Origin of the sequence: Aurantimicrobium sp. (assembly GCF_036667855.1) — a bacterium.
In the GTDB taxonomy this organism is placed as follows: domain Bacteria; phylum Actinomycetota; class Actinomycetes; order Actinomycetales; family Microbacteriaceae; genus Aurantimicrobium.
Window position 1 is genome coordinate 1 of sequence record NZ_JAVWTF010000053.1, and the last position, 9262, is coordinate 9262.

General features: G+C 55.9%; 11 protein-coding genes. 9 read left to right on the forward strand and 2 right to left on the reverse strand.

Translation table 11 applies throughout. The features are described 5' to 3' along the window. The first annotated feature begins 37 nt into the window (after positions 1-37). From RR877_RS08920 to RR877_RS08930, 3 genes are read left to right on the forward strand one after another with little or no spacing between them, the layout of a single operon-like run. On the forward strand, positions 38-640 hold the full coding sequence (locus RR877_RS08920; RefSeq protein WP_280794290.1) for a histidine phosphatase family protein: 603 nt from the start codon (positions 38-40) through the stop codon (positions 638-640). A 9-nt stretch (positions 641-649) separates the two neighbouring features. Next, entirely contained in the window at positions 650-1372 is a 723-nt protein-coding gene (dapB, locus tag RR877_RS08925; RefSeq protein ID WP_280796361.1) for a 4-hydroxy-tetrahydrodipicolinate reductase, read from the forward strand. A gap of 11 nt (positions 1373-1383) precedes the next feature. Then, a complete protein-coding gene (locus tag RR877_RS08930; protein WP_332550855.1) occupies positions 1384-1830 on the forward strand; it encodes a hypothetical protein in 447 nt (148 codons plus the stop codon). Between the two features lie 4 nt (positions 1831-1834). Here RR877_RS08930 and RR877_RS08935 read toward each other — a convergent pair whose 3' ends face one another. Then, positions 1835-2341, reverse strand: a complete 507-nt coding sequence (locus RR877_RS08935; protein ID WP_332550856.1) for a peptidoglycan DD-metalloendopeptidase family protein — start codon at positions 2339-2341, stop codon at positions 1835-1837. Positions 2342-2410: 69 nt separating this feature from the next. Next, on the reverse strand, positions 2411-4006 hold the full coding sequence (locus tag RR877_RS08940) for an MFS transporter (RefSeq protein ID WP_332550857.1): 1596 nt from the start codon (positions 4004-4006) through the stop codon (positions 2411-2413). A 216-nt stretch (positions 4007-4222) separates the two neighbouring features. Here RR877_RS08940 and rpsB point away from each other — a divergent pair, with 216 nt between their 5' ends. The 6 genes from rpsB (at position 4223) to RR877_RS08970 (ending at position 9048) form a co-directional block, all read left to right on the forward strand. Further along, positions 4223-5167, forward strand: a complete 945-nt coding sequence (gene rpsB, locus RR877_RS08945) for a 30S ribosomal protein S2 (protein WP_277495158.1) — start codon at positions 4223-4225, stop codon at positions 5165-5167. Between the two features lie 36 nt (positions 5168-5203). Continuing rightward, on the forward strand, positions 5204-6031 hold the full coding sequence (tsf, locus tag RR877_RS08950; protein ID WP_280800971.1) for a translation elongation factor Ts: 828 nt from the start codon (positions 5204-5206) through the stop codon (positions 6029-6031). A 130-nt stretch (positions 6032-6161) separates the two neighbouring features. Further along, on the forward strand, positions 6162-6875 hold the full coding sequence (gene pyrH, locus RR877_RS08955; RefSeq protein WP_110233788.1) for a UMP kinase: 714 nt from the start codon (positions 6162-6164) through the stop codon (positions 6873-6875). Positions 6876-6910: 35 nt separating this feature from the next. Further along, positions 6911-7465 (forward strand): ribosome recycling factor, encoded by a 555-nt coding sequence (frr, locus tag RR877_RS08960; protein WP_110233785.1) that lies wholly within the window; start codon positions 6911-6913, stop codon positions 7463-7465. Between the two features lie 20 nt (positions 7466-7485). Next, positions 7486-8460, forward strand: coding sequence for a phosphatidate cytidylyltransferase (locus RR877_RS08965; RefSeq protein ID WP_332550858.1), 975 nt, complete (start codon positions 7486-7488; stop codon positions 8458-8460). Between the two features lie 36 nt (positions 8461-8496). Beyond that, entirely contained in the window at positions 8497-9048 is a 552-nt protein-coding gene (locus RR877_RS08970) for a DivIVA domain-containing protein (RefSeq protein ID WP_332550859.1), read from the forward strand. Positions 9049-9262: the final 214 nt, after the last annotated feature.

The following is a 9262-nucleotide window of genomic DNA, read 5'->3' on the forward strand; positions in this document are numbered from 1 at the left end:
GGCCGCGTTATCGCGTATCCTTTCTGAGGGGTAATTCATGGCACACAACATCATCTTGGTTCGTCACGGCGAACAACTCGACGCCGAGCATGGCGTCATTGACGGTCCACTCTCGCCGCGCGGTATTGCGCAGGCAGAGGCTGTGGGACGTCGTCTTGCCGATGTTGAGTTCTCTCATGTGTGGCACTCACCTCTGGAGCGGGCATGGGAAACCGTGCGCGTGATGAGTGAGCAAATGCAGGGTGTGACCACGGAGCCTTCTGCGTTGTTGATGGACTGCATCCCTGCCGGCAAGAGCGAAGAAACTCCCTCGGTCTTCGATCCGTTCTTTGGTTCTGTAACTGAGGCAGATATTGAAGCAGGCTCTGCCCAGATGGCAGATGCTGTTGCAGAATTCCTCGCTCCGGGCCGCCAGGGCGAAACAGATCTGCTGGTTACTCACAACAACGTCATTGCGTGGTTTGTGCTGGAAGCCCTCGGTGCACCGGCATGGAAGTGGGTCACCTTGAACCAGGCAAACTGTGGAATTACTGTTCTGCAGCAGCGTCCAGGTCGCCCCTGGGCTCTGGTTTCACACAATGACCTCGGCCACCTGCCCGTGGAATTGCGTTCGGGTATTCCTGACGCCTACACAATCTAGACTTGACTCGTGACTACATCCGTTGCCGTCGTTGGTGCCTCAGGAAAACTGGGCTCACTTGTGTGCCGTCTGATCAATGAATCAGAGGACTTCACCCTTGCTGCCCAGTTGGGTTCACAGAGTGATCTGAGTGAAATGCTCGTGGCAGACATTGTCGTAGACGTCTCTTTGCCGTCGATTAGCCGCAAGGTTCTCGAGTTTGCTGTGGAGAACGGCAAGTCCATCATGATTGGCACCTCGGGTTGGTCAGCAGAGCGCATCAACCAGGTTGAGCCTCTGATCGAATCTCACCCCGAAGTCGGTGTGATCTTCATTTCGAACTTCTCGCTTGGTTCTGCACTCTCTGCACACCTCGCCACCTTGGCAGCTAAGCACTTTGACTCCATCGAGATCATCGAGGCGCACGGCATCCACAAGGTTGACTCACCTTCAGGAACTGCCGTCAGTACTGCTGAGCGCATTGGCAAGGTGCGTGATCAGGATGTTCAGGCTCCCCACGCTGACCAACGTGCTCGTGGTCAGCTGGTTGCTGGTGTTCCTGTGCACTCGCTGCGCATGGAAGGCGTTGTGGCCAAGCAGGATGTCATCTTTGGCGGCAACGGTGAAACCGTCACCATTACCCACACCACTCTCTCTGACCGCTCTTATGAAGCGGGCATCATGGCTGCCATTCGGGCACTTCCTGGTCTTTCCGGCAAAATCGTCGGTCTTGACCGCGTGATTAACCTCTAAACATTCTCCTGATGCGCGCAGTTCTTGGAGCATTGCTCATGGCAGCGCTGCTGGCGTTGTATTTGTGGGCTGCGGCCTATCAGGGCGTGGTCATGATCAGCACGGGCGTTCCTGTTGCCATCGTGATGGGTGTCGCGCTGATTGTGTTGCCAATTGTCGGAGCGTGGGCGCTGTGGCGTGAGATTGCTTTTGGTATCTCTTCGACCAAGTTGGTCAACATTCTGAAATCTGAAGGTTCTCTTCCTGGAGATGACCTTCCACATCGTCCCAGTGGACGTCCTATTCGCTCCGATGCGGATAAAGAATTCCCTGAATATGCCGCTGCCGTGGATGCAGAACCTGCCAGCTGGCGGGCGTGGTGTCGTTTGGGTCTGGCTTATGACGCCTCGGGCGACCGTAAGCGTGCTCGCGCTGCCATTCGCACCGCAATTGCGCTGCACAAGTCCAACCCGGTTTAGTCTCCTAATCCCAGGGCAGTAACACTGCCGCTGGGATAGACGCCAGCATGGCTAGGGGTGAGAGATAGTCCTTGCCCTGCCTGGCACCCATGTGAAGGCACGTGCAGTGAGTACTCGTGGTGAGTGTTCCGATGACTTGGCCTCGGGTGACACGATCTCCTTCGGTGAGGGTGGAGGTCACTGGTTCGAACGTGGAAAGAAACTGTCCGTGATCGAGTGAGATGAGTTCCCGGTCGACCACGGTGCCCACAAAATGAACCACGCCATCGGCAGGGGCAAGGACTTCTTGCCCCACTTCGGCAACGAGATCGATGCCTCGATGACCTGCGCCATAGAAAACGCTGGGTGCCTCATAGCCGCGAGAGATGGTGTGAGCTCCGACCAATGGCCAGGACCAGCTCCCTGCGCGCAAGGCATGGGCCGGGGAAGCGTTGAGCGTCACTGCAATCGCCACACAGAACAAGCTGGTGGCAAGAAGTTTGGCAAAGTCGTTGTTCTGAAATCCCCACATGCCTCAGAGCATGAGCTGTAGTGGTGTTCTCAGGTCAGTGTTTCAAACTTTCAGTGCAGAAGTTGCGCTCTAGTGAACTGTGGAGGACTGCTTGGCATATTCGGCATAGAGTTCACGCTCGCGGTTCTTCTTGGGGAAGAAGAAGAACGTGATGATCATGCCAATGAGCATGACAAAGATGCCAGAGGCATAGGCCCAGTTAGCGCCATCCAAGAAGGATTGCTTGGCAGCGTCCATGATGGCCTGTGAGTAATCCGGATACTTGGAGGCCAGATCCGCGGCACTGCCGAAGGATTTCTTGAGCGTGGCACCAATGCTGGTGGTGATCTCTGCCTGTGTGGCTGCAGGTGCTTCAGAAATCGACTTTGCAATCGCGGCGGCATAGCCGGCCCCGAGGATCGCGCCAAGGAGTGACTGCATGATCGAGCCACCTAGGTCACGCTGCAGGTCACCAGTTCCAGATGCCATACCCACCTTAGTGACGGGAACAGAGTCAGTCAGAGCGTGGCTGGCTGGAGTTCCCGCAAAGCCCACACCGGCACCAATCAAGACGTAGCTAATAATCACGATGGCGAGGGGGGTGTGAATATTCCAACCAAACAACATGGTCAAGAACCCAGCCATGCAGACAACGAAGCCCACCAGCAAGGTAATGCGAGAACCATAATTCTCAATCATGCGGCTTGAGAACGGCGCCACAATCACCATCGCCAGAGCTGAAGGAATGATGGCGAGGCCAGCCTGCAGGGTGTTGTATCCGAGGACGTTCTGCAAGAACTGCTGTCCCACAAACATGGCCCCCATCAATGAACCAAAGACGATGATGCCGGAAACGGCAGCGACCCAAAACGGTGGCCGCACGGCATATTTCAGGTCAAAGAGTGGTTCACTGGCACGCTTTTGGCGCCAGAAGAACAAGAAACCAAACACAACGGAAGCGCCTAGTGTGGCGATGGCAATGTCGAGTTGACCATCCAGTGCGATGTAGTTGATGCCCATCACGAGTGTTCCGATAAAGAGTGCGGAGAGAACACCACCGAGGTGATCTACTTTGTCGGTGGTTTCATTCACATGGGCAGGAACCAGGCGCCACACCAAGAAGATGGCGACCACGGCGAATGGCACAGCAATAAGGAACGAGTATCCCCAGGGCAGAATCATCAGGACGGCGCCAGCCAGGAGGGTGGAAGAGGCGGACATCGCCGCACCAATGGCTGACCAGAGTGCAATCGCGCGTGTGCGAGCAGGGCCAGACCACAGCGCCGTGATCAACGCCAAGGTGGTGGGGTAGGCCATACCGGCAGCAAAACCACCAATCAACCGGGATAGTGCCAGCATTTCAACGCTGGGGGAGAGTGCCGACATAAACGCTGCCGGAACACCAATGATCAAACCGGCCAGCAGCATCAGCTTGCGGCCGTAACGGTCACCTAAGGCGCCCAAATACAGCACGGTTGCAGCGAGACCGAGGGAGAATCCAACCGCGACAACGTTGAGTCCAGCCTGTGACGCGCCCAGGTCTCGGCCAATGTCAGGAAGACCCACGTTGGCTACAGCCAAGTTCATGTTTGCTACGCCAGCACCCAGAATCAGTGCCGTGAGCACCAAACCTGCCTTCTTGGGGGAGATGCTGGGCGGAAGTGCGACGGTTGCTGAAGATGCCATACCCCTATCTTGCCTGTTATGCTGGTCAAGCACTCCATTTATGGGGTGACTTCGCGTGCCCAACACGTATGACAAAACCCTTCGGTCGAAACTGAGCAATCAGATTCGCGGGAATTGCATCGGGCACTAGGGCGAGAACCAACCGGTCCTCGCGACAAAACCGCAAGCGGTGTGTGTTGTGCTGTGCACAAAACATGCCAAGAAAAGGAGATGGCCATGGCCGTCGTAACAATCCGCCAGCTGCTCGACAGCGGCGTTCACTTTGGTCACCAGACCCGCCGTTGGAACCCGAAAGTAAAGCGTTTCGTTCTTGCTGAGCGTTCCGGTATCCACATCATCGACCTGCAGCAGTCTCTGCAGCACATCGACAACGCTTACGAGTTCGTGAAGGAAACCGTTGCACACGGTGGAACCGTTCTCTTCGTTGGAACCAAGAAGCAGGCTCAGGAAGCAATCCTCGAGCAGGCAACCCGCGTAGGTCAGCCTTACGTCAACCAGCGTTGGCTCGGTGGCCTCCTCACCAACTTCAACACCGTTGGTAAGCGCCTCGCACGTATGAAGGAGCTCGAAGAGCTCGACTTCGAAGACACCACGAAGAGTGGCTTCACCAAGAAGGAACTTCTGATCAAGAAGCGCGAACTCGACAAGCTCCACAAGAGCCTCGGTGGTATCCGCAACCTGACCAAGACCCCTTCCGCAATCTGGGTTGTTGACACCAAGAAGGAGCACCTGGCAATCCAGGAGGCTCAGAAGCTTGGTATCCCCGTTATTGGTATCCTCGACACCAACTGTGACCCAGACGAGATGACTTACCCCATCCCTGGTAACGACGACGCAATCCGCTCTGTCGGTCTGTTGACCCGCGTTATCGCTGATGCAGTAGCTGAGGGCCTGATCCAGCGCCACCAGAAGCCTGCTGAGGGTGAATCTGCTGAGCCATTGGCTGAGTGGGAGCGCGAACTCCTCGAAGCTGGTGCAGAAGCCGCAGTAGAGGCAGCCGTCGTTGAGGCAGTTGCTGAAGTTGTTGCTGAAGAGGTAGTAGCTGAGGCTGCTGCTGAGAAGAAGCCTGCTGCAAAGAAGGCTGCTGCTCCCAAGGCTGACGCTGCAGAAAAGAAGCCTGCCGCTAAGAAGCCTGCTGCCAAGAAGCCCGCAGCAGAATAATTTCCCACTTTCAAGCCTTAATTAGGAGCTAGAACTATGGCATCTTTCAGCATGGAAGACCTCAAGACCCTGCGCGAGCGCCTCGGCACCGGCATGGTCGACACCAAGAACGCCCTCACCGAAGCAAACGGTGACTTGGAGAAGGCAACCGAGATTCTTCGTCTCAAGGGAGCAAAGGGTAACGCGAAGCGTGCCGACCGCTCCACCAGCGAAGGCCTCGTTGCTGCCAAGGAAGAGAACGGCACCGCAACCATGATCGAGCTCGCGTGCGAGACCGACTTCGTGGCTAAGGGTGACAAGTTCGTTGCACTCGCAGCGAAGGTTCTCGACGCAGTATCTGCAGCTGGCGCAACCTCGGTTGACGCAGGCCTGGCAGCAGCTGCTGGTTCACAGACCGTTGCTGAGCTCATCGCAGATGAGGCAGCAATCCTGGGTGAGAAGATCGAACTTCGTCGTCTCGCTGCTTTCAGCGGTGACAAGTTCTCCATCTACCTGCACCAGACCAGCCAGGACCTTCCTCCTCAGGTTGGTGTTGTGGTTGCCTACACCGGTGACGACGCAGAGACTGCTCGTGCAATTGCACAGCACATCTCCTTCGCTGACCCTGTGTACCTGAGCCGCGCAGATGTTCCTGCAGAGGACATTGAGAAGGAGCGCGCCATCGTTACCGAGATCAGCCGTAACGAGGGCAAGCCCGAAGCTCAGCTGGAGAAGATCGTTGACGGTCGTATCTCTGCATACATCAAGCAGATCGCTCTGCTCGAGCAGGAATACTCTCGCGACAACAAGTTCAAGGTCCAGCAGGTCCTCGACAACGCTGGCATCACCGTGACGGGCTTCGCTCGTTTCAAGGTTGGCGCATAGTCGTTAGAACGATTCGTAAAGAAGCCCGGTCCGAAAGGACTGGGCTTCTTTCATGTGTGCCGGTAGTTCCGAGCCCTGTGATGCCCATGTAAATTGGTCTTAGCGCCACTGCTTTTAGATAAGGAACCTCATGCCGACAAACACCCGCCGTCGCGTACTACTCAAGCTCTCGGGTGAGGCATTCGGTGGCGGAGGACTGGGTGTAAACCCTGATGTGGTCAGCGCAATTGCCCGCGAAATCGCGGCAGCTTCCGAGCACGTTGATATCGCCGTGGTTGTTGGTGGCGGTAACTTCTTCCGCGGAGCTGAGCTGTCCCAGCGCGGAATGGACCGCGCACGCGCGGACTACATGGGCATGCTCGGTACCGTGATGAACGCTCTGGCTCTTCAAGACTTCCTCGAGCAGGCAGGTGCTGCAACCCGTGTGCAGTCAGCTATTGCGATGAGTCAAGTTGCTGAGCCTTATCTTCCTCTGCGCGCTATTCGTCACTTGGAAAAGGGTCGCGTCGTCGTTTTTGGTGCTGGTGCAGGTCTTCCTTTCTTCTCAACCGACACAGTTTCAGCCCAGCGTGCACTCGAAATTCATGCTGATGAGGTTCTTGTTGCCAAGAACGGTGTTGACGGTGTCTACACCGCAGACCCCAAGACTGACCCCAGTGCAGAGAAGCTGGAGACCGTCACCTTCCGTGACGCCCTCAAGCGTGGACTCAAGGTGGTCGACTCCACAGCTTTCAGCCTCTGCATGGACAACAAGATGCCTATGCGCGTCTTCGGTATGGAGCCTTCCGGCAACATCACCAAGGCCATTCTGGGCGAAAAGATCGGCACGCTGGTCACCAACTAGACTGGCTCTAACGCACCAAATTTCAAGGAGTTACCGTGATTGCGGAAGTACTGTCAGATGCCTCAGAGCGCATGGCCAAGGCTGTTGAAGTAGCCAAAGAAGATTTCTCGAGTGTCCGCACCGGTCGGGCGAACCCTGCCATGTTCCAGAAGGTCATGGTCACCTACTACGGCAGCCCCACTCCGTTGGCACAGCTGGCTTCTATGCAGAACCCTGAAGCTCGCACCCTGCTGATCACCCCCTTCGACAAGACCGCTCTGCGCGACATCGAGCAGGCTATCCGCGACGTGCCCAACCTGGACGCTAACCCCACCAACGACGGCAACGTTATTCGTGTCACCATGCCTGAGCTCACCGAAGAGCGTCGTAAGGAATATGTCAAGATTGTGAAGACCAAGGCTGAAGACGCCAAGGTTTCTCTTCGTAACATTCGCCGCAGCGCCAAGGATGGCATCGACGCCTTCAAGGGTGAGCTCGGCGACGACGAGCGTGCTCGTGGTGAAAAGGAACTCGAAGTCATCACCAAGAAGTATGTTGACGCTATCGACGAAGCTCTCAAGCACAAGGAAGCTGAACTCCTCAAGGTTTAGCCTTTTCTCTGGCCACTGCCATGAACGAGAATCCGAATCGCGATGAACACAGCAGGAGAAATCCTGCTGGTGAGTTGCATGCGCAGTTTCGGGCGACCCGTGCAGACTTTGAGCGTCAGCTCGAAGCCCGCCGGATGCAGTTCGAAAAGACAAACGAGCGCATCAAGGCGAAGTCGGGTCGTAATCTTCTTGGCGCCATCGGCATCGGTATTGTCCTCGGTGGTTTGCTGCTGCTGAGCCTGTTGGTTAATAAAGACCTGTTTATGCTCTTTGCTGCGGTGCTGCTGGGTATCTCAGCAGTTGAGCTCGCGACTGCTTTGCAAGCAATGGGATGCCGCGTTCCTCGCATTCCCACTGCTTTTGCCACAGTCCTAGCTGTGCCTGCAGCGTATTTCTACGGTATTGGGGCTGCGCTGCTGGTTGCCCTGGGTGGTGCCGTGGTTGTCACGTTGTGGCGTTTTATAGAAATCAAGCGTGATTACCATGCCACCGCTGATGTGAGCCTGCGTAAAGACTTCCTTGCTGCCGTCTTTGTGCAGGCCTATGTCACGGTATTGGGTAGCTTTGCTGTGGCTTTGGTGGCCAAGCCAGATGGTCAGTGGTGGACCCTGGCTTTCCTCATCATCGTGGTCTCCGTCGATACCGGCGCCTATGTCAGCGGTTTGAACTTTGGTAAGCACCCCATGGCACCCAAGATCAGTCCGAAAAAGACCTGGGAAGGTTTTGCTGGAGCTGCACTTTCTGCCATCATCGCGGCAACGCTGCTGAGCATCTTCATGATTGGACAGCCCTGGTGGTTTGGTTTGATTATGGGACCAATTATCTTGGTTACCGCGACGTTAGGTGACCTTGGTGAGTCTCACATCAAGCGCACCATCGGTGTGAAGGACATGAGCTCCTGGCTTGCCGGTCACGGTGGTTTCTTGGACCGCTTGGACTCGATTCTTCCTTCCGCCTTCGTGACTTTTGTGATCTATTCACTTGTTGTGCACTAACGCACAGATTTCTCTGAAACAATAAAGCTTGTGAGTATGACTTTCCCCCGCGTCACACGTGGCACCCGCGGCTATAACACTGCTGAAGTGGATGCGTTCATCGCTGAAGCACGTATTGCCTATGACAGCAATATCGCTGGTGCATCAACACTCACCTCCCACGCTATTCGTGACACCTCTTTTGGGCTGGCTAAAGGTGGATACTCCACACGTCACGTTGATGGTGCTCTCGAGCGTCTTGAGACTGCTTTTGCTGAGCGTGAGCGGGCTGTTGCCCTGGCCACCATGGGTGAAGCTGCATGGCTGGAGAAAGCCAGCCAGAACTCTGCCGTGCTGACCGCACGTTTCTCGCGTGAACCCAAACACCGTTTCACCCGTGCAGCTTTCTTAGCTCAGGGCTATGCCGTCAAGGATGTTGACGCCTTCGCAGATCGTGTACTGGCCTTTTTGCTCCACGGAGAGCCACTGAGTGTGGCAGATGTCCGCTCCGTCACCTTCCGCGCTGCACGTGGTGGCTATGACGAGGCACAGGTTGATGCTGTGCTCGATGCCGTTGTGGACCTGCTTCTTTCTCTCGGAAACAACTAAAACCCCTGTTCAGAGCCACTCTGGTGGCTGTTTCACAGTCTTCTGGGCTAAAATCAGAAAACTGTGGGTAGACATTCTGAAGTGACACGCGCCTCGGACCATTCGGTCGTCCGAGCCTTGCGTGATTCCGCGAACAAGTCGAAGGTGCGCAGAGCGCCGGTGGCTGTTGTTCGTCCTCGCCTTGTCATGCCTAGTTTGTTTCCCTCACAGCGCT